The organism is Pseudomonas putida, assembly GCF_004357765.1.
Classification (GTDB): Bacteria; Pseudomonadota; Gammaproteobacteria; order Pseudomonadales; family Pseudomonadaceae; genus Aquipseudomonas; species Aquipseudomonas putida_U.
Genome location: NZ_SMTE01000002.1, coordinates 373849 through 393278, shown reverse-complemented (window position 1 = coordinate 393278; position 19430 = coordinate 373849). Strand labels below are relative to the sequence as shown.

Here is a 19430-nt window from a genome sequence, read left to right as displayed (position 1 = left end):
GCGGTGAGCGCCTGGATGCGCAGGTGGAAAAACTGGCTATTATCCGTTGCCGGGAGCGGGTTGCCAACCTTTGAACTGCTGGCTCAGTACAGGTCGACAGGGTCCACGTCCAGCGACCAGCGCACCTGGCGCCCGCTCGGCATCTGCTCCAACACTAGCAACCAGGCGCTGATGAGTCGATGCAAGGGCGCCCGGGTGTTGGCCTGTATCAACAATTGCGCCCGGAAGCGGCCGGCGCGCCGCTCCATCGGTGCCGGTACCGGTCCCAGCAGTTCGATGCCGGGCAGGCGCTGCTCGGCCACCAAGCGCTCGGCGGCACTGCAGGCCTCATCGAGAAAGCCTTCTGCCTGGCCGGGCTTGTGCGCCTCGGCGCGCAGCAGGGCGAGGTGCGAGAAAGGCGGCAGCCCGGCACTGCGGCGTTCTTCCAGGGCCTGCTCGGCAAAAGCGAAATAGCCCTGTTCGGTCAATTGCACCAGCAATGGGTGGTCGGCCAGGTGGGTCTGGATGATCACCTTGCCCGGTTCTTCGGCGCGTCCAGCTCGCCCGGCCACCTGGACGATTAGCTGGGCCATGCGCTCGCTGGCGCGAAAATCGCCGGAGAACAGTCCTCCATCGGCATCGAGGATGGCTACAAGAGTGACCCGGGGGAAGTGATGACCCTTGGCCAGCATCTGGGTGCCGACGAGAATGCTCGGCTGTCCCCGCTGGATGGTGCTGAACAGGTTGTGCATGGCGTCCTTGCGCGCGGTGCTGTCACGGTCCACCCGCAGGACCGGGTAGTCCGGGAACAGCACCTTGAGCCGCTCCTCGGCGCGTTCGGTGCCCGCGCCAACGGCACGCAAGTCGACGTGCTGGCACTTGGGGCAGTGGTGCGGCAGGCGTTCGTCGTAGCCACAATGGTGACAGCGCAGTACCCCCGAGCGCTGGTGCACGGTCATGCGGGCGTCGCAGCGAGGGCATTCCGACAACCAGCCGCAGTCATGGCATAGCAGTGTGGGCGCGAAGCCGCGACGGTTGAGGAACACCAGTACTTGCTGGCCGGCCTCGAGGGTCTGGCGAATGGCCTGTTGCAGCGGGCCGCTGATGCCGCTGTCCAGGGGTAGGCTCTTGACGTCCAGGCGCAACATTCGCGGTGGGCGCGCGCCGCCGGCGCGCTGGTTCATGCGCAGCAGCCGATAGCGTCCAGTCAGCGCGTTGTGCAGCGTTTCCAACGACGGGGTCGCCGAGCCGAGCAGGATCGGGATGTTTTCCTGATGGGCGCGCACCAGTGCCAGGTCGCGGGCATGATAGCGCAGGCCTTCCTGCTGTTTATAGGAGCCGTCGTGCTCTTCGTCGATGATGATCAGGCCGGGGTTTTTCATTGGCGTGAACAGCGCCGAGCGCGTGCCGATGATGATGTCCGCCTCGCCGTCGCGCGCGGCCAGCCAGGCGTCCAGTCGTTCGCGATCGCCGACCGCCGAGTGCAGCAGGGCGATGCGGGCGTTGAAGCGCTGTTCGAAGCGGGCCAGGGTCTGAGGGCCGAGGTTGATCTCAGGAATCAGCACCAACGCCTGCTTGCCGGCCTCCAGCGTTTCGCGAATCAGTTGCAGATACACCTCGGTCTTGCCGCTGCCGGTAACGCCGGCCAACAGAAACGCGGCGAAGCCGCCAAAGCCTTCGCGAACGCTGTCGAAGGCCTCGCGCTGTTCGTCGTTGAGCGGCAATTCCGGCTGCGCCAGCCAATGTTCGTGGCGGGTGCTGGGCAAGTGGCGACGGACCTCGACCTGGACCAGCTCCTTGGCCAGCAGCAGATCGAGGCTGTCCTTGTTCAGGTTGAGCTTGCCCAGCAAGCTGTGCGCCACGCCATGGGGATGCTGGGCCAAGGTCTTGAGCGCATCCCGCTGGCGTGGTGCGCGGGCGATGCGCGGGTCTTCCAAGCGTGCACCGGGTGCCACGTGCCAGAAACGCTCCTGGCGCATCTCGGCCGGTTCGCCTTGGCGCAGCAGGGTGGGGAGCGCCCAACTGAGGGTGTCTCCGAGGCTGTGCTGATAATACTGGGCGGTCCACAGGCACAGCTTGAACAGCGACGCCGGGATCGGCGACACCGGGTCGAGCAGGGCCGTGGCCGGCTTGAGCTTGTCGGCGGGCACCTCGCTTTGCGCGCATACCTCCACCAGCACGCCTATCATTTCGCGTCGACCGAACGGCACGCGAATGCGCATGCCTGGGGTCAGGGCAAGACGCGCCATGCTCGCCGGTGCCTTGTAGTCGAACAGGCGGCGCAGCGGAGAGGGCAGGGCAAGACGCAGGATGACATCGGACACGCGGAAGGTCTCGGCAGGGCATTTCAAGGTTTGGCGAGCCTAGCAGACGACCGTTGGTACACGCGACAACTTGCGCTAGCGCTGTGCTCTGGTATTATTCGCCGCCTAATTACGTGCGGTATTCAACAATTGGTGTTGGATGGCGGCACGCAGCTCGAGGAAGCAACCATGAAAGATATTCATCCGAACTACGAAGTAGTTGCAGTCACTTGCAGCTGCGGCAACAAATTCGAAACCCGTTCGACCCTGGGCGATACCCTGGCGATCGACGTGTGCAACCTGTGCCACCCGTTCTACACCGGTAAGCAGAAAGTCCTGGACACCGGTGGTCGCGTACAGAAGTTCGCCGACCGCTTCGGCATGTTCGGTACCAAGAAGTAATCATGCGCATGGCGAATCCTTCGGGCTTCGCGTTGTTGCAGAAGAAGGCGCCCCTCGTGGGCGCCTTTTTTGTGGCTGCGATCTGGCACTGCCCTGCTTCGGCCACTGCCTTTTGCCCGCTGCCAGCCAATCCGCAGACGGTCGCGGTTCGCCAGGTGGTCGATGGCGACACCGTGCGCTTGAGCGATGGCCGCAGCGTGCGGATGATCGGTATCAACGCGCCGGAAATCGGGCGCAAGGGGCGCACCAGCGAACCCTATGCCGAAGCCGCCAGACGGCGCCTGCAGGCGTTGGTAAAGGCCAGTGATGGCCAGGTCGGCCTGGTGTTGGGGGCGCAGGGCAGGGACAAGTACGGTCGCACCCTGGCGCATTTGTATGGGCGCAATGGCGACAATCTCGAGGCGCGGTTGCTTAGCGAAGGCTTGGGTTACCGGGTTGCGGTGGCGCCCAATGTCAGCCTGGCGCGCTGCCAGCAGCGGGCCGAACAGGCTGCGCGCGACGCTGGCGCCGGCCTATGGCGGCAATCGCCGGTGCTGCGTGCCGATGCCGTGCGGCACGCCGGCTTCGCCGTGCTCAGTGGCACCGTGCAAGGCATCGAGCGTAATCGAGGTGGAGTCTGGCTGACCTTGGATGATGCCGTGGTGTTGCAGGTGCCGGCTCGTCTGCAGCGCAGCTTTCCCTCCAGCTTCTTCGAACACCTCAAGGGGCATCGGGTCGAGGCGCGGGGTTGGGTGCTGGATCGGTCCCGCCGGGGAGGGCTCAAGTCGGGCCAGCGGCGCTGGGTGCTGCCGCTGACCGACCCCAGCATGCTGCAGCGTATTTCCGGCTAAAACATGTAGACATTAAGAGTGTAGATTGTACACACTGTGAGGCGTATGCCCCGTGGGTTATAGCGGAAAGTCTTAGGCCAAAGGCCTTGACACAAGTGACCGGGCAGTCTTGTGACTACCCGGCTCTTTGCGTATCCTCGGCGGTCCGTCAGAACAGTAAACAAGCGGAATGCCCACCATGTCAGACCTGAAAACCGCCGCTCTCGATTATCACGCTCAACCTCGTCCGGGGAAACTGAGCGTCGAGCTCTCCAAGCCAACCGCCACTGCCCGTGACCTCGCCCTGGCCTACAGCCCTGGCGTTGCCGAGCCGGTGCGCGAGATCGGCCGCGATGCAGAGCTGGCTTACAAATACACCGGCAAGGGCAACCTGGTTGCTGTGATTTCCGATGGTACCGCCATCCTCGGCCTGGGCGACCTCGGCCCACTGGCCTCCAAGCCGGTCATGGAAGGCAAGGGTGTTCTGTTCAAGCGTTTCGCCGGTATCGATGTGTTCGACATCGAAGTCGAGTCGGAAAGCCCGCAGGCTTTCATCGATACCGTGCGTCGTATTTCCATCACCTTCGGTGGCATCAACCTGGAAGACATCAAGGCACCTGAGTGCTTCGAGATCGAGCGCACTCTGATCGAGCAGTGCGACATCCCGGTGTTCCACGATGACCAGCACGGTACCGCCATCGTCACCGCGGCCGGCATGATCAACGCCCTGGAAATCGCCGGCAAGAAGCTCGAAGACGCCAAGATCGTCTGCCTGGGTGCCGGCGCTGCCGCCATCTCCTGCATGAAGCTGCTGGTCAGCATGGGTGCCAAGGTCGAGAACATCTTCATGATCGACCGCAGCGGCGTGATCCACGCTGGTCGTGACGACCTGAACCAGTACAAGGCGCAGTTCGCCCACGCCACCGACAAGCGCACCCTGGCCGACGCATTGGACGGCGCCGACGTGTTCGTCGGCCTGTCCGGCCCGAACCTGCTGAGCCCGGAAGGTCTGAAGTCGATGGCTGCCAACCCGATCGTGTTCGCCTGCTCGAACCCGGATCCGGAAATCAAGCCTGAACTGGCCCATGAAACCCGCAGCGACGTGATCATGGCTACCGGTCGTTCCGACTACCCGAACCAGGTCAACAACGTACTGGGCTTCCCGTTCATCTTCCGTGGTGCGCTTGACGTTCGCGCCAAGCGCATCAACGAAGAGATGAAGATCGCCGCCGCCATCGCCCTGAAAGACCTGGCCAAGCTGCCGGTTCCGAAGGAAGTTTGCGACGCCTACAACGTCCAAGCCCTGGAATTCGGTCGCGAGTACATCATTCCGAAACCACTGGATCCACGTCTGATCACTGTGGTTTCCGATGCCGTGGCCAAGGCCGCCATCGAATCCGGCGTCGCGACCCTGCCGTATCCGAAGCACTACCCGCTGAACAGCGTGGATGAAGTGTTCAACGGCTGAAAGTAGCAGACAAAAAAGAACCGGCTCATATGAGCCGGTTTTTTTTGCTTCAGGTTCCAGGCTAGAACAGGTCCATCGGCGTCGCTTCGTCGGCCGGTAGCGGGCTGCCAGGTGCCACCCCATTGCCCAGTTCGTCCACCGAGGGTGGCGAGTCTTCGGCCTTGAACAGCTCGAAGTAGGCGTTAGGCGTGCTTGGCGAAGCGGCCCGTCCACTGATCGGATCGACGCGCAGGCTGAGGATGCCCTCGGGTTCGGCAGGCGCATGGCTTGGCTTGCCTTTGAGCGCCGCGCCCATGAAGTTCATCCAGATCGGCAGTGCCGCGGTACCGCCGTATTCCCGACGGCCAAGACTTTCCGGCTGGTCGAAACCGACCCAGACGGAAGTCACGTAGTCGGCGTTGTAGCCGGAGAACCAGGCGTCCTTGGACTCGTTGGTGGTACCGGTCTTGCCTGCGAGGTCGTCACGGCCCAAGGCCAGGGCACGACGACCGGTCCCTCGCTTGATCACGTCCTGCAGCATGCTGGTGAGGATGTAGGTGGTGCGGCCATCGACGATCCGCTCGGCCACCGCCGGGGTCTGCGGCTGCGCAGCCTCCTGGCTGTCAGCCGGTGCCTCCCCAGGCAATGCGGCGGTGCTGAGCGGCTGCTCCGGCGCGGCTACTCCGGCGTTGTCTTCGGCGCCTTGAGGCACGCGAGCGGGATTGGCGGTGAACAAGGTTTCGCCATTGCGGCTCTCGATCCGCTCGATCAGGTACGGGTTGATCTTGTAGCCGCCGTTGGCGAAGGTGCTCCAGCCGGTCGCGATCTCCATCGGCGTCAACGTTGCGGTGCCCAGTGCCAGGGACAGGTTGCGCGGCAGGTCCTGCTTGTTGAAGCCGAACTTGCTGATGTAGTCGATGGTGCGGTCGACGCCCATGGCTTGCAGCAGGCGAATCGACACCAGGTTGCGCGACTTGTACAGCGCCTCGCGCATGCGGATCGGGCCGAGGAACGTGTTGGTGTCGTTCTTCGGTCGCCAGACTTTGTCCAGGTACTCGTCGACGAACACGATCGGTGCGTCGTTGACCAGGCTGGCCGCGGTATAGCCACTGTCCAACGCCGCGCTGTAGACGAAGGGTTTGAAGCTCGAGCCTGGCTGGCGCTTGGCCTGCATGACGCGGTTGTAGTTGCTCTGCTCGAACGAGAAACCGCCGACCAAGGCGCGGATCGCGCCGCTATAGGGGTCGAGGGTCACCAGTGCACTTTGCGCCGCCGGCACCTGACTGAACTTGAGCGAACCATCCTCCAGGCGTTGTACCCGTACCAAGTCGCCCACCTGGGCAACGTCCGCCGGTGATTGCGGCGAACGCCCCTGGGCGTTGGTGTTGAGGTAAGGACGTGCCCATTTCATGGTGTCCCAGGCAACGTGCTCTTCTTCACCGTCGCGGGTCATCACCTTCAGCCCGGTCTTGTCGACCTCGGTGACGATGGCCGGTTCCAGGCCGCCGAGGGCGCGCTGTTTGTTCAGTTCCTGCAGCCAGGCAGCGTGGGTCTTGCCGGGGAAACGCGACTCGGGGCCACGGTAGCCGTGGCGCTCGTCGTAGGCGGTGAGCCCATTGAGCACGGCTTTGTTGGCCATTTCCTGCATGTCGCTGGGCACCGTGGTGGTCACCCGGAAACCTTCCGTATAGGCGTCGCTGCCGTAGCGCCCGACCATTTCGGCGCGGGCCATCTCGGCGATGTACGGCGCGTTCACCTCCGGCGTCGGCACGTGATAGCTGGCGTTGAGCGGTTCAGCCAAGGCCGCTTCGTAGCTGGCCTGATCGATTTTGCCGAGCTTGTACATGCGGCCCAGGATCCAGTCGCGGCGCTCCTTGGCGCGCACCGGATTGGCCAGCGGATTGAAGCGCGACGGTGCCTTGGGCAGGCCGGCGATCATCGCCATCTGCGCCAGGCTGATGTCGCGGATCGACTTGCCGTAGTACACCTGCGCGGCGGCATCGATGCCATAGGCGCGGTTGCCCAGGTAGATCTTGTTGACGTACAGCTCGAGGATTTCGTCCTTGGTCAGTTCCCGTTCGATCTGCAGCGCCAGCAGGATCTCGGTGGTCTTGCGCGAGAAGCTGCGCTCGTTGGTCAGGAAGAAGTTCTTCGCCACCTGCATGGTGATGGTGCTGCCGCCGGTCTGGATATGGCCGGACTTCAACAACTGGGTCGCGGCGCGCATCAGGCTGCCCGGATCGACGCCGTAGTGGTTGAGGAAATTGTCATCTTCGGCTGACAGAAGCGCCTGAATGAATTGCGGGGGAATATCCGCAAAACGGATCGGCGAGCGGCGCATTTCGCCGAACTCGGCAATCAGCTTGCCGTCGCTGCTATAGACCCTCAGGGGGATCTGCAACTGGATGCTTCTGAGAGCGTCGACCGAGGGCAGGCTGGGACTAAGATACAGAAACGCACCGCTCACACCGAGTACGAGCGCGCAGATGACTGCGACGAGAGACCACCAGAAGAACTTCAGCAGGCGTATCAAGGCTTTTGGGTGTCCAGGTTGAGGAGTGGATTGCACGCGGCCAGCGCCGGAAAAGCGCTGGGCATTATAAGCATTTTTCGCTCCGCCGGGTCACCGCCTGGGCGGCCGGCCTCGGCGCATGGCCTGCACGGCCGTCTGTCGGCGGGGCGACATCACAGTAAAAAAGGAACAGCGATGCTAGGACGCTTCGGCAAGGATGCCGGTTCACTGCTGGGGGTGGAGATCGCCTCCGATTCGGTACGGATCATTCAACTCCAGGGCTGTCGTCGGCGTCACCGGGTGGCGGCCTGCATATCGGAGCCCCTGTCTTCCGATGGGGCTGCCGGCGACCCCGACAGCGTCGTCGCCGCCCTGGAAAACGCCCTGCGCCGTTGTGGCAGTCGGCAGCGCCGGGCAGCCCTGGCGTTACCGGGTTCCCAGGTCATCTTCAAGCACTGCCAGTTGCCACAGGGCCTCGGGGCGTCCGGACTCGAAGCGCAACTGCTCGCCGATGCCGAGCGGCTGTTTCCGTTTCCACTGGATGACCTGGCGCTGGACTTCCAGGTGCTTGGCGCTTCCGGTGAGCGGGACGGGCACCAGGACGTGCTGGTGGCCGCCTGTCGGCAGCGAGCGCTGGAGCCGGTCGAACGGATGGTTGCGCGGGCCGGACTGGACCTGGTGGCGGTCGAAGTCGATAGCATTGCCTTGCGGCGTGCGATGCCGACCCGTGCGGAGGGCGACCAGGCGCTTTTGCGGTTGGAAGGCGGGGACGCCATCCTGTATGGCTGGTCCCGCGATCAAGTCCCGCAGCGCCATGCTTTGGAGCTTGCGCCAGGTGCAGTGGGCATTCCTTCTTCGCTTGTGCTGCAGTCGCTGCAGGTGGTCGGTCGTCAAGCGCTGACGCCTGACCGGCTCGATGCATTGAGCGCGACACTGGGTGTTCCATGCCATGCGCTACCGGCCATGCCAGGGATGACCAGGGGGGATGGGACCATGGTCCTGGCCTACGCATTGGCGCTGGGAGGGCTGCATTGATGCTGCGCCTGAACCTGTTGCCCTGGCGCGAGCGCCAACGGCTGTCTGCGGTGAAGCGATTCAAGCGAGCGCTGGTGGGCAGCATGTGCCTGGCGTTGTGCCTGGTGTTGCTGATCGATCGGATGGCGAGGCAACGTGTCCAGCAACAAGCTCTCGCCAATGATCGACGTGAGCGCGCCATCGCGGCGCTGGACCAGCAACTCGAACCGTTCGCACAGGTGCGTACGACGCTGGAGGCGGCGAGCAGGCAGTCCCAGGCCCTCGCTTCGCTTCGCGCCGGGCAACAGCGCTTGCCTGCGCTATTGAGCGAACTGGAGCAGGCATTGCCTGATGGCGTCGAACTGACCACGCTAAGCCTTGATGGTGCGCAGTTACACATGACGGGTTTGGCGGTGTCTGCGGGTGCGGTGGCGGCGTTCATGAAAGGCCTCGAAGACGCCAGGGGGGTGAGTGAACCCGCGCTTCGGCACATGCAGCGCCAGGCAGGCGGGGAGCACTTCCGCTTGGCCGTGCGTGTAACGGCTTCGCCGTCGTGACGCGCTGGCCCTGGGTGGATGAGGACTGGATTGCGGTTCAGAGCAGCGCGGTGCGCTGCGCGTTGGTCGCCCTCGCTGCGCTGTTGGTGCTGGGAGCAGGTGCCGCCGTACGCCTGCCCGATCTGTTGCGGCTGCAGCAGGAACAGGCGTTGGTCAGCCAGGCGCTGGCCGCTGAGGAGCAGGCTGGTCGGCGCGATGTGGCGGGGTTGCAAGCACTGCGTGCGAAGTTGATCGGCGTGCAGAGTGAGGTGCAGGGAGCGCTTTGGCGACTTTCCGCGGGCGAGGGGGTGGCCGGTCTGGTGGAGCATCTATCCCGGTCTGCCCAGGTGCGCGGGGTGATCCTCGAGCGACTCGAGTTGCTCGATGAAATCCGCGAAGACCTTTACTGGCGAATGCCCATGCAGGTGCAGGTGGTCGGACGTTACGGCGCTCTGCGGCACCTGCTCGACGACTGGCTGGGGCAGGTTCGCGTACTGGGAACTGGCGACTTCCAGTGGCGGCAGACGGAGTCCGAGGACGGCCTGTTACGTTTGACCTTGCAAGTAAATGCCTACCGCGCCGAGGGTGAGCCGGTGATGCCCGCATCGCTGGCTGACGAGCCCGCTCGGCCTTTGCCGGCAGCTCCTGCCGGTGACCTGTTCGCCAGCGGCGGTGGGCCGGGAGAGGCCGGTCTGGCTGGCGTCGCACTGGGTCAACTGAGGATGGTCGGTAGCCTTGCCCGGGGCGAGGAGCGACAGGCCTTGCTGCTGGCCGGAGGCCAGGTGTATCGGGTCCAGTTGGGGGATGTGCTGGGGCGTAACGAGGGGCGGGTGGCGAATATCGATGAAACCACCCTGGAGGTGCGCGAGCGCTTGTTCGCAAACGGGAGCTGGCATGAACACAGCGTGTACTTGAGCGTGGGGCATCGGCGGCATGGAGAAGGCAGGGATGAAGTGGGGCAGAAGTTGGAAATGGCTGTTGGCGCTGATGATGCCGATCCCGCTGGCTTCGGCGACAGCCTACCGTGGTGAAGCGTTGTCGTTGAATGTCCAGGATGTGCCGGTGCGCGCAGTGTTGCAGGTGTTAGCCGACCATGCCGGGATCAACCTGGTGGCGAGCGATGCGGTCGAGGGCAGTGTCACCCTGCGCTTGCAGGAGGTGCCGTGGGACCACGCGCTTGACCTGATCCTGCGTAGCAAAGGCCTGAGCAGTCGTGAGGAAGGCAACGTCCTGTTGGTCGCGCCCGCCGGAGCGCTTGCCTGGCCATCGGGCGAAGCCACTTTGGGACAACCGGACCCGCCGTTGCAGCCCCTGCGTCGTGAATTGCTGCCGGTTCACCATGCCAAGGCAAGTGAGTTGGCCGAACTGCTGCTGGAGACGCTCGCCGACGACGGCATTCTCACCGGGCGTGGCAGCCTGAGCGTAGATCCACGCACCAACACCTTGGTGGCCTACCAGCCGGCCGGGCGCTTGGCGGAATTGCGACAGCTGGTCGCGCAGTTGGACGTGCCGGTGCGCCAGGTGGCGATCGAGGCGCGGATCGTCGAGGCCAATGTCGACTACGAAAAGAGCCTGGGAGTGCGTTGGGGCACTGCGTTGCATGGCGAGTCTGCGCGGCTGGGCAAGGACCTGTTCGTCGACCTTGGCGTCGAACGGCCCGCAGCTGGCCTTGGTCTGGGCCTGTTGCGGGGCGGCCTGTTGCTGGACCTCGAACTCAGTGCCATGGAAAAGAGCGGTAATGGCGAGATCATCTCCCAGCCCAAGGTGGTTACCGCCGATAAGGAAACCGCACGGATTCTCAAGGGCACAGAGGTGCCCTACCAGGAAACCAGCAAGAGCGGCGCCACTTCGGTGTCGTTTCGCGAAGCTTCGCTGTCGCTGGAAGTCACCCCGCAGATCACCCCGGATGGCAAGGTCATCATGGCGGTGCGGGTGACCAAGGACGAGCCTGATTACGTCAATGCCTTGAACGACGTTCCGCCGATCCGCAAGAACGAAGTCAATGCCAAGGTCCGCGTGGCCGATGGCGAAACCATCGTGATCGGCGGTGTGTACTCGACCACGCAAAACAAAGTGGTCGACAAGGTGCCATTTCTCGGCGATCTGCCGTATGTTGGGCGGCTATTTCGACGCGATGCATTACAAGAGAAAAAATCCGAGCTGCTGGTCTTCCTGACTCCGCGTATCATGAGTGACCAGGCGATTGCTGTGAGTCGTTGATTCTGTGCGAAATTTGATACTTGTAGGGCCCATGGGTGCCGGTAAGAGCACCATCGGGCGCCTGTTGGCCAAAGAGCTGCGCCTGCTGTTCAAGGATTCCGACAAGGAAATCGAACTGCGAACCGGCGCCAATATCCCGTGGATTTTCGACAAGGAAGGCGAACCGGGCTTCCGTGACCGAGAGCAGGCCATGATCGCCGAGCTGTGCGAGCTCGATGGCGTGGTCGTCGCCACCGGCGGCGGCGCGGTCATGCGCGAAGCCAATCGTCGTGCCCTGCATGCCGGCGGTCGGGTGATCTATCTGCATGCCTCGGTGGAGCAGCAGGTCGGGCGCACCGCGCGCGACCGCAATCGCCCGTTGCTGCGCACCGCCAATCCGGAAGCCACCCTGCGTGCCCTGCTCGAGGCTCGTGACCCGCTCTACAGGGAAATCGCCGATCTGGTGGTGGAAACCGACGAACGGCCGCCGCGCATGGTAGTGCTCGATATTCTCGAGCGTTTGCAGCAGTTGCCGCCCCGGTAAGCCGGGACTATTCTCGGCGACCAAGCCGAGGCGAGGTTCAACGCGTGGCTCCCACCATTGGCGCCGCGCCCAAGTACATTGTGGGGATACATGCAGACACTAAAGGTCGACCTGGGCGAGCGCAGCTACCCGATCTACATTGGCGAAGGCCTGCTGGACCAGCCCGAATTGCTGGCCCCGCACATTGCCGGGCGGCAGGTCGCCATCGTCTCCAATGAAACCGTTGCCCCACTTTACCTCGAGCGGTTGAGCAAGACCCTGGGGGCCTATTCGGTCCTGCCGGTGGTCCTGCCCGACGGCGAGGCCTACAAGAACTGGGAAACCCTGCAATTGATCTTCGACGGTCTGCTGACGGCGCGGCATGACCGTCGCACTACCGTCGTCGCGCTCGGCGGCGGCGTGGTCGGTGACATGGCCGGTTTCGCCGCGGCCTGCTATCAGCGTGGCGTCGACTTCATCCAGGTGCCGACGACCCTGCTGTCTCAGGTCGACTCGTCGGTGGGCGGCAAGACCGGTATCAACCATCCGTTGGGCAAGAACATGGTCGGTGCGTTCTACCAGCCCAATGCGGTGCTGATCGACACCACGAGCCTCAAGACCCTACCTGTGCGTGAACTTTCCGCCGGCCTTGCCGAGGTGATCAAATACGGCCTGATCTGCGACGCGCCGTTCCTCGGTTGGCTCGAGGACAACATGGCTGCGTTGCGTGCACTGGAGCCGGTTGCGCTGACCGAGGCCATCCGTCGCTCCTGCGCGGCCAAGGCTGCGGTGGTGGGCGCCGACGAGCGGGAGTCCGGCGTGCGTGCCACGCTGAACCTGGGCCACACCTTTGGTCACGCCATCGAGACCCACATGGGATATGGTGTCTGGCTGCATGGCGAAGCCGTGGCAGCAGGCACGGTCATGGCCCTGGAGATGTCCATGCGCCTGGGCTGGATCGACCAGGCGGCACGCGATCGCGGGATCCGCTTGTTGCGTGATGCCGGGTTGCCGGTGGTGCCTCCCCAGGAAATGACCCCGGCGCACTTCATGGAGCATATGGCGGTCGACAAGAAGGTGATCGATGGCCGTTTACGCCTGGTGCTGTTGCGCCAGATGGGCGAAGCGGTGGTGACCGACGACTATCCGAAAGAGATTCTTCAGGCCACGCTGGCGGCGGATTACCGTACGATCGTGGCCCAGCTTTGAGGTTGTGACAGCGCAATGACCAGTTTGCATGCCGATGAGGCGTTTCTCGAGCACTACCAGCTGAGCCACGATCCGTTCGCGCCGCGTGTGCCCGGCTTCAAGTTCTTCCCTGCCCAGCGCAAGCCGGTGCTCGGCCAGCTGCACCACCTGGCACGCTACAGCCAGCTGATGCTGGTGGTCAGCGGTCCGGTGGGCAGCGGCAAGACGCTGCTACGCCAGGCCCTGGTGGCCAGCACCAACAAGCAGTCGGTGCAGAGCGTGGTGATCTCGGCCCGCAGTGCCGGCGATGCTGCCAGCGTGCTTGGTCAAGTGGCCCAGTCGCTGGGCGTAGCCCAACCGGAGATGCAGGCGATCCTGTCCCAGGTGGTACAACTGGCGCTGACCGGGCAGGAAGTCTATCTGTTGGTGGACGATGCGGAACAACTCGGCGAGTCGGCACTCCAAGCGTTGCTGGAACTGGCGGCGGGCGTACCGGAAGGGCACCCCCACGTGTTCCTGTTCGGCGAGCCGTCCCTGATCGCTTCCCTTGAGGCGATCCACACCGATGAAGAGCGCTTCCATGTCATCGAGCTGGCGCCCTACAGCGAGGACGAGACCCGTGAATACCTCGAGCAACGTCTTGAGGGCGCGGGGCGCGGCATCGAGGTCTTCAGTCGTGAGCAGATCGTCGATATCCATGAACAGTCCGACGGATGGCCTGGCAACATCAATCAGGTCGCCCGCGATACTTTGATCGAAGCCATGATCGCTACCCGTTCCACGGCCAAGCGACCATCCATGGGGTTCAAAATGCCTAAAAAACACGTGCTCGCCCTGTCTGCAGTCGTAGTGGTCGCCGTGGCGGCTGCCGTGCTCATGCCCAAGAAAGGCGACAAGGCGCCCGCCGAAGCGCCGGTCGCGCAAGCGCAGTTGCCATTGGGCGATGGCCAGCCCAATGCCGCGCAATCCAACAATGGCGGCCCCGCCATCGAGTTCTCCGGCAACTCCCAGCCCATGCCATTGCCGTTGGTCGGTCAGTCCCAGCCGGTGATGCGCGAGCCGCTTGCCCAGGCCGCAGGTATGGGGGATGGAGAGGAGGGGAGCCCCGCCGGCACCACCGAGCTGCAGCCGTCCAATCCGCCGACTGTGACCACCACTGCGCCGCCTGAAGGCGTCGCTGCAGGTCCTGCGCCAACGCCGGTCCAGCCGGTTGCGCCTGCCCAGAAGCCTGTCGCTACCCAGCCCGCCAAGTCGGTTGCACCTGCCAAACCGGCTTCGCAGCCAACTCAGGTCGCCACTGCCAAACCAGCGACCAAACCTGCTGCTGGCGGCAGTGGCAACAGCGGCTGGTACAGCGGCCAGAAGCCCGGCAACTACGTCGTTCAGATCTTCGGCACCAGCTCCGAGGCCTCGGCCCAGGCCTTCGTCAAGGCGCAAGGTGGCGACTATCGCTACTTCAAGAAAAACCTCCAGGGCAAGCCACTCTACGTCGTCACTTATGGTAGTTTTGCCAACCGTGATGCCGCGGTTGCGGCGATCAAGAACTTGCCAGCGAAGGTTCAGGCTGGTAAACCTTGGCCACGTACCGTCGCCAGCGTCCAACAAGAGCTGGCTGCGGCCCGCTGATACCTGCCGGGCGGCACCACCCCGCTGCCCAGTTGCTGAGCGACCACTGATACCCGTCTAGCCTGCTGCGCCTGAGCGCGGCAGGCTTTTCTGTCCCAGACTGCCGGCCACAAGCCCAACTTGCAGTCATGGCTGAAACGCTTCAGACTCGAGCCAATCCGCTATCACGGCGTATGGCGTAAAACATTCAAAAATGCGACATGAATTTTCAATGGTGAGACATGAAAATTTGTGAGCGTCACTGTCGCTGTGCAACAATGGTTTTCCATGGCCACCGCAAAAAAGCTGGCATTTGATCGGCGTGGATGGTAAGTGGTTGTACTAAAAAGAGATTTGCCTCCGTTGAGAGGTGAACCTGGTGAGAAAGTGTCTATGAAAACAGGTCTGTACCATCCCGAAGAATTCAAGGACAACTGTGGTTTTGGCCTGATCGCCCATATGACGGGTGAACCGAGCCACCACCTTCTGCAAACCGCCATGCAGGCGCTGACCTGCATGACCCACCGCGGTGGCATCAACGCTGACGGCAAGACCGGTGACGGTTGCGGTCTGCTCATGCAGAAGCCCGATCAGTTCCTGCGTGCCGTGGCCCAGGAACACTTCGCCGTCGAACTGCCAAAGCAGTACGCCGTCGGCATGGTGTTCTTCAACCAGGACCCGGTCAAAGCCGAAGCTGCCCGCGCCAACATGGATCGCGAGATCATCAATGCCGGTCTGAAGCTGGTCGGCTGGCGCAAGGTGCCGATCGACACCAGCGTGCTCGGGCGCCTGGCCTTGGAGCGCCTGCCGCAGATCGAACAGGTGTTCATCGGCGGTGAAGGCCTGAGCGACCAGGAATTCGCCATCAAGCTGTTCAGCGCCCGTCGTCGTTCGTCCGTGGCCAACGCCCATGACGCCGACCACTACATCTGCAGCTTCTCGCACAAGACCATCATCTACAAAGGCCTGATGATGCCGGCGGACCTCGCCGCATTCTTCCCGGACCTGGGCGACGAGCGCCTGCAGACCGCGATCTGTGTGTTCCACCAGCGCTTCTCCACCAACACCCTGCCGAAATGGCCGCTGGCTCAGCCGTTCCGCTTCCTCGCCCACAACGGCGAGATCAACACCATCACCGGTAACCGCAACTGGGCCATGGCCCGTCGCACCAAGTTCTCCAATGACCTGATCCCTGACCTCGAAGAGCTCGGCCCGCTGGTCAACCGCGTGGGCTCGGACTCCTCGAGCATGGACAACATGCTCGAACTGATGGTCACCGGTGGCATCGACCTGTTCCGTGGCGTGCGCATGCTGGTGCCGCCAGCCTGGCAGAACGTCGAGACCATGGACGCCGACCTGCGTGCCTTCTACGAATACAATTCCATGCACATGGAACCGTGGGATGGCCCGGCCGGTATCGTCATGACCGAAGGCCGCCACGCGGTCTGCCTGCTCGACCGCAATGGCCTGCGTCCTGCGCGCTGGGTGACCACCAAGAACGGCTACATCACCCTGGCTTCGGAAATCGGCGTCTGGGACTACAAGCCCGAGGACGTTCTGGCCAAGGGCCGCGTAGGTCCGGGCCAGATCTTCGCCGTGGACACCGAGACCGGCCAGATCCTCGATACCGATGCCATCGATAACCGTCTCAAGTCCCGCCACCCATACAAGCGTTGGCTGCGTCAGCATGCCTTGCGCATCCAGGCGACCTTGACCGACGACCAGGGCGTGGCCAGCTACGACAGCGACCAGCTCAAGCAGTACATGAAGATGTTCCAGGTCACCTTCGAAGAGCGTGACCAAGTACTGCGTCCGCTCGGCGAGCAAGGCCAGGAAGCGGTCGGTTCGATGGGTGACGATACGCCGATGGCCGTGCTGTCCCAGCGCGTGCGTTCGCCGTACGACTTCTTCCGCCAGCAGTTCGCTCAGGTGACCAACCCGCCGATCGATCCACTGCGCGAAGCGATCGTCATGTCGCTGGAAATCTGCCTCGGTGCCGAACGCAACATCTTCCAGGAATCCCCAGAGCATGCCTCGCGGGTTATCCTCAGCTCGCCAGTGATCTCGCCGGCCAAGTGGCGTTCCCTCATGAGCCTGGAACGTGAAGGTTTCGAGCGTCAGCTGATCGACCTCAACTACGAGGAAAGCGTCGGCCTGGAAGCTGCCATCCGCAACATCGCCGATCAGGCCGAGGAAGCGGTTCGCGCGGGCAAGACCCAGTTGGTGCTGAGCGACCGCAACATCGCCCCGGGCAAGCTGCCGGTTCACGCTTCGCTCGCCGTCGGTGCCGTGCACCACCGTCTGACCGAAAAGGGTCTGCGTTGCGACAGCAACATCCTGGTCGAAACCGCCACCGCTCGCGACCCGCACCACTTCGCCGTGCTGCTGGGCTTCGGCGCCTCGGCCGTGTATCCCTACCTGGCCTACGAAGTGCTCGCCGATCTGATCCGCACCGGTGAAGTCCTCGGCGACCTGGACGAGGTGTTCAAGTACTACCGCAAGGGCATCTCCAAAGGCCTGCTGAAGATCCTGTCGAAGATGGGTATCTCCACCATCGCCTCGTACCGTGGCGCCCAGCTGTTCGAAGCCGTGGGTCTGGCCGAGGAAGTGGTTGGCCTGAGCTTCAAGGGCGTGTCCAGCCGTCTCAAGGGAGCGCGGTTCGTCGACCTGGAAAGCGACCAGAAGCTGCTCGCCGCAGAAGCCTGGAGTGCGCGCAAGCCGATCCAGCAAGGCGGCCTGCTGAAGTTCGTCCACGGTGGCGAATACCACGCCTACAACCCGGACGTGGTCAACACCCTGCAAGCTGCCGTGCAGCAAGGCGACTACGCCAAGTTCAAGGAATACACCACGCTGGTGGACCAGCGCCCTGTGTCGATGATCCGTGACCTGCTGAAGGTCAAGGTCGCTGATCAGCCATTGCCGCTGGATCAGGTCGAACCGCTGGAAGCGATTCTGCAGCGCTTCGACTCCGCTGGTATCTCGCTCGGCGCGCTCTCGCCAGAGGCCCACGAGGCGCTGGCCGAAGCCATGAACCGCCTGGGTGCACGTTCGAACTCCGGTGAGGGCGGTGAAGACCCGTCGCGTTACGGCACCATTCGCAGCTCGAAGATCAAGCAGGTGGCCACCGGTCGCTTCGGCGTCACCCCGGAATACCTGGTCAATGCCGAAGTGCTGCAGATCAAGGTGGCCCAGGGCGCCAAACCCGGCGAAGGCGGCCAGCTGCCTGGCGGCAAGGTCAACGGTCTGATCGCCAAGCTGCGCTATGCAGTGCCGGGCGTGACCCTGATCTCGCCACCGCCGCACCACGACATCTACTCGATCGAGGACCTGGCGCAGCTGATCTACGACCTCAAGCAGGTCAATCCGCAAGCGCTGGTGTCGGTCAAACTGGTGGCAGAAGCCGGTGTCGGCACCATCGCTGCCGGCGTGGCCAAGGCCTATGCCGACCTGATCACCATTTCCGGCTACGATGGCGGCACCGGCGCTTCGCCTCTGACCTCGATCAAGTACGCCGGCGCGCCATGGGAGCTGGGCCTGGCTGAAACCCACCAGACCCTGCGCGGCAACGACCTGCGCGGCAAGGTGCGGGTGCAGACCGACGGCGGTCTGAAGACCGGCCTGGACGTCATCAAGGCAGCCATCCTCGGCGCCGAAAGCTTCGGCTTCGGCACCGCGCCGATGATCGCCCTGGGCTGCAAGTACCTGCGTATCTGCCACCTGAACAACTGCGCCACCGGCGTGGCTACCCAGAACGACAAGCTGCGCAAAGATCACTACATCGGCACCGTCGACATGGTGATCAACTTCTTCACCTTCGTCGCTGAAGAAACCCGCGAGTGGCTGGCCAAGCTGGGTGTGCGTAGCCTGGGTGAACTGATCGGCCGTACCGACCTGCTCGACGTGCTGCCAGGCGACACCGAGCGCCAACAGCACCTCGACCTGACGCCGTTGCTGGGCAGCTCGCACATCCCGGCCGACAAGCCACAGTTCTGCGAAGTGGAGAAGAACCCGCCGTTCGACAAGGGCGAATTGGCCGAGAAGATGGTCGAGATGGCCCTGCCAGCGATCCGCGACCAGGCCGGTGGCGAGTTCAGCCTCGACATCTGCAACTGCGACCGCTCCATCGGTGCGCGCATCTCTGGCGAAATCGCCAAGCTGCACGGCAACCAGGGCATGGCCGCAGCGCCGATCACCTTCCGCTTCAAAGGCACGGCTGGCCAGAGCTTCGGCGTGTGGAACGCCGGTGGCCTGAACCTGCACCTGGAAGGCGATGCCAACGACTACGTCGGCAAAGGCATGACCGGTGGCAAGTTGACCATCGTGCCGCCGGCCGGTAGCCCGTTCGAAACCCAGCACAGCGCCATCGTGGGTAACACCTGCCTGTACGGTGCCACTGGCGGCAAGCTGTTCGCCGCCGGCACTGCGGGCGAGCGCTTCGCTGTGCGTAACTCCGGCGCCCACGCTGTTGTCGAGGGTACTGGCGATCACTGCTGTGAATACATGACCGGCGGCTTTGTCTGCGTACTGGGCAAGACCGGTTACAACTTCGGTTCTGGCATGACTGGCGGCTTCGCCTACGTGCTCGACATGGACAATACCTTCGTCGACAAGCTCAACCACGAGCTGGTGGAAATCCAGCGTATCAGTGGTGAAGCGATGGAGGCCTACCGCAGCCACCTGGCGCGTGTCCTGGGCGAATACGTCGAAGAAACCGGCAGCGAGTGGGGGCGTGAGCTCTCGGAGAACCTGGACGACTATGTGCGGCGCTTCTGGCTGGTCAAGCCGAAGGCAGCCAACCTCAAGCAACTGTTGTCCAGCACCCGTGCCAACCCGCAGTAAATAAAGCTGCAAGTGGCGAGCTGCAAGCTGCAAGTGAAGGCAGCATGCGGTTCGCCCGGCTTAAGTGATCGTCT

Annotated in this window: 13 protein-coding genes; 11 read left to right on the top strand and 2 right to left on the bottom strand. The window is 63.4% G+C overall.

Annotation, left to right across the window (positions count from 1 at the left end):
• Nucleotides 1-83: 83 nt before the first annotated feature.
• On the bottom strand, nt 84-2303 hold the full coding sequence (locus E2H86_RS04230) for a primosomal protein N' (RefSeq protein WP_133325030.1): 2220 nt from the start codon (nt 2301-2303) through the stop codon (nt 84-86).
• Nucleotides 2304-2471: 168 nt separating this feature from the next.
• On the opposite strand from E2H86_RS04230, the gene rpmE reads away from it, so the two are divergent.
• From rpmE to E2H86_RS04215, 3 genes are all read left to right on the top strand, one after another.
• On the top strand, nt 2472-2684 hold the full coding sequence (gene rpmE, locus E2H86_RS04225; RefSeq protein WP_133325028.1) for a 50S ribosomal protein L31: 213 nt from the start codon (nt 2472-2474) through the stop codon (nt 2682-2684).
• Between the two features lie 2 nt (nt 2685-2686).
• Nucleotides 2687-3514 carry a thermonuclease family protein gene (locus tag E2H86_RS04220; protein ID WP_133325026.1) on the top strand — a complete coding sequence of 276 codons (828 nt, stop codon included), beginning with the start codon at nt 2687-2689 and terminating at the stop codon, nt 3512-3514.
• A gap of 178 nt (nt 3515-3692) precedes the next feature.
• On the top strand, nt 3693-4961 hold the full coding sequence (locus tag E2H86_RS04215; RefSeq protein WP_133325024.1) for a malic enzyme-like NAD(P)-binding protein: 1269 nt from the start codon (nt 3693-3695) through the stop codon (nt 4959-4961).
• A 61-nt stretch (nt 4962-5022) separates the two neighbouring features.
• Here E2H86_RS04215 and E2H86_RS04210 read toward each other — a convergent pair whose 3' ends face one another.
• The gene (locus E2H86_RS04210; RefSeq protein WP_397466169.1) at nt 5023-7470 is read right to left on the bottom strand and encodes a penicillin-binding protein 1A; all 2448 of its coding nucleotides are present in this window, start codon (nt 7468-7470) and stop codon (nt 5023-5025) included.
• 177 nt (nt 7471-7647) lie between these two features.
• On the opposite strand from E2H86_RS04210, the gene pilM reads away from it, so the two are divergent.
• The 8 genes from pilM (at nt 7648) to gltB (ending at nt 19356) form a co-directional block, all read left to right on the top strand.
• Complete coding sequence (gene pilM, locus E2H86_RS04205) at nt 7648-8487, top strand: type IV pilus biogenesis protein PilM (protein WP_133325020.1); 840 nt, start codon at nt 7648-7650, stop codon at nt 8485-8487.
• A complete protein-coding gene (locus tag E2H86_RS04200; RefSeq protein ID WP_165976029.1) occupies nt 8487-9023 on the top strand; it encodes a PilN domain-containing protein in 537 nt (178 codons plus the stop codon). Before pilM ends, E2H86_RS04200 begins: the two co-directional genes overlap by 1 nt.
• Nucleotides 9020-10033, top strand: coding sequence for a pilus assembly protein PilP (locus E2H86_RS04195; protein WP_133325016.1), 1014 nt, complete (start codon nt 9020-9022; stop codon nt 10031-10033). The genes E2H86_RS04200 and E2H86_RS04195 overlap by 4 nt, the downstream gene beginning before the upstream one ends.
• Nucleotides 9951-11222, top strand: coding sequence for a type IV pilus secretin PilQ (locus E2H86_RS04190; protein WP_133325014.1), 1272 nt, complete (start codon nt 9951-9953; stop codon nt 11220-11222). Before E2H86_RS04195 ends, E2H86_RS04190 begins: the two co-directional genes overlap by 83 nt.
• Before the next feature lie 4 nt (nt 11223-11226).
• Nucleotides 11227-11745: a shikimate kinase AroK gene (gene aroK / locus E2H86_RS04185; RefSeq protein ID WP_133325012.1), complete on the top strand. Its 519-nt coding sequence runs from the start codon at nt 11227-11229 to the stop codon at nt 11743-11745.
• Nucleotides 11746-11835: 90 nt separating this feature from the next.
• On the top strand, nt 11836-12933 hold the full coding sequence (gene aroB / locus E2H86_RS04180; protein ID WP_133325010.1) for a 3-dehydroquinate synthase: 1098 nt from the start codon (nt 11836-11838) through the stop codon (nt 12931-12933).
• A gap of 15 nt (nt 12934-12948) precedes the next feature.
• The gene (locus E2H86_RS04175; RefSeq protein WP_133325008.1) at nt 12949-14538 is read left to right on the top strand and encodes an SPOR domain-containing protein; all 1590 of its coding nucleotides are present in this window, start codon (nt 12949-12951) and stop codon (nt 14536-14538) included.
• A gap of 372 nt (nt 14539-14910) precedes the next feature.
• Entirely contained in the window at nt 14911-19356 is a 4446-nt protein-coding gene (gene gltB / locus E2H86_RS04170; RefSeq protein ID WP_133325006.1) for a glutamate synthase large subunit, read from the top strand.
• Nucleotides 19357-19430: the final 74 nt, after the last annotated feature.

Coding starts and splice junctions, on each gene's coding strand:
- aroB (WP_133325010.1), top strand. CDS start 11,836: ATGCAGACACTAAAGGTCGACCTGGGCGAGCGCAGCTACCCGATCTAC.
- E2H86_RS04200 (WP_165976029.1), top strand. CDS start 8,487: ATGCTGCGCCTGAACCTGTTGCCCTGGCGCGAGCGCCAACGGCTGTCT.
- E2H86_RS04175 (WP_133325008.1), top strand. CDS start 12,949: ATGACCAGTTTGCATGCCGATGAGGCGTTTCTCGAGCACTACCAGCTG.
- E2H86_RS04220 (WP_133325026.1), top strand. CDS start 2,687: ATGCGCATGGCGAATCCTTCGGGCTTCGCGTTGTTGCAGAAGAAGGCG.
- E2H86_RS04215 (WP_133325024.1), top strand. CDS start 3,693: ATGTCAGACCTGAAAACCGCCGCTCTCGATTATCACGCTCAACCTCGT.
- pilM (WP_133325020.1), top strand. CDS start 7,648: ATGCTAGGACGCTTCGGCAAGGATGCCGGTTCACTGCTGGGGGTGGAG.
- gltB (WP_133325006.1), top strand. CDS start 14,911: ATGAAAACAGGTCTGTACCATCCCGAAGAATTCAAGGACAACTGTGGT.
- rpmE (WP_133325028.1), top strand. CDS start 2,472: ATGAAAGATATTCATCCGAACTACGAAGTAGTTGCAGTCACTTGCAGC.
- E2H86_RS04190 (WP_133325014.1), top strand. CDS start 9,951: ATGAAGTGGGGCAGAAGTTGGAAATGGCTGTTGGCGCTGATGATGCCG.